1 protein-coding gene and 2 pseudogenes are annotated in these 544 nt (G+C 56.4%); all 3 read right to left on the minus strand.

Annotated elements, in window-relative coordinates:
- A pseudogene (locus HEN33_RS25385) lies at positions 1 to 116 on the minus strand (phage minor tail protein L); the annotation flags it as partial.
- The gene (locus HEN33_RS25390; protein ID WP_000807954.1) at positions 116 to 457 is read right to left on the minus strand and encodes a phage tail protein; all 342 of its coding nucleotides are present in this window, start codon (positions 455 to 457) and stop codon (positions 116 to 118) included. The gene HEN33_RS25390 and the pseudogene HEN33_RS25385, both read right to left, overlap by 1 nt.
- Positions 450 to 544, minus strand: a pseudogene (locus tag HEN33_RS27230) (phage tail tape measure protein); the annotation flags it as partial. The gene HEN33_RS25390 and the pseudogene HEN33_RS27230, both read right to left, overlap by 8 nt.

A 544-nucleotide genomic window follows, 5' to 3' on the forward strand; every position in this document is an offset into this window, starting at 1 on the left:
CAGAAAAAATACCGCTCACCACCCTGTACCGTCAGGTCGATTTCCCAGAGTACCACCCGCGGTGACTGCTCTGACTTAACCGACTCGTTCAGACTTTCTTCGCGAATATCCTGCATCAGTTCACCACCTGCTCAATCGTACAACTGAAATCACTGTACCTGGCGTTATCTGTGACGCTCCACTCCCGGCACACCACCCTCACCGTCCGGTTATGTTTCGGCGGTCGCCACAAAAAGGCACGGTAACCACCATGCCAGGATAAAAATTCATCCAGCCAGCGCCGGGTTGACTCATCCGTCACCCGGAACACCGCCTGAAACGTCTTCAGTTGAGGATTCAGTCCTGTGGGGCGACGCTGTTCATAACCGTCACCAAACCGCACCCTCACCACCGACGGCTTCTCACTCACCTGCATCCCTTCACGCGGGACCAGATGCAGCGTTTTTATCTCAGCCACTCAGCATTCCTCCGTCACGTCGCATGGACAGCATCACCGCCTGCACCCGCTGGTCAATCAGCTGCACAAGACTGCCTGCCGCCTCCG

It is taken from the genome of Escherichia sp. 94.0001, from assembly GCF_013369155.2.
GTDB classification, from domain to species: domain Bacteria; phylum Pseudomonadota; class Gammaproteobacteria; order Enterobacterales; family Enterobacteriaceae; genus Escherichia; species Escherichia coli_F.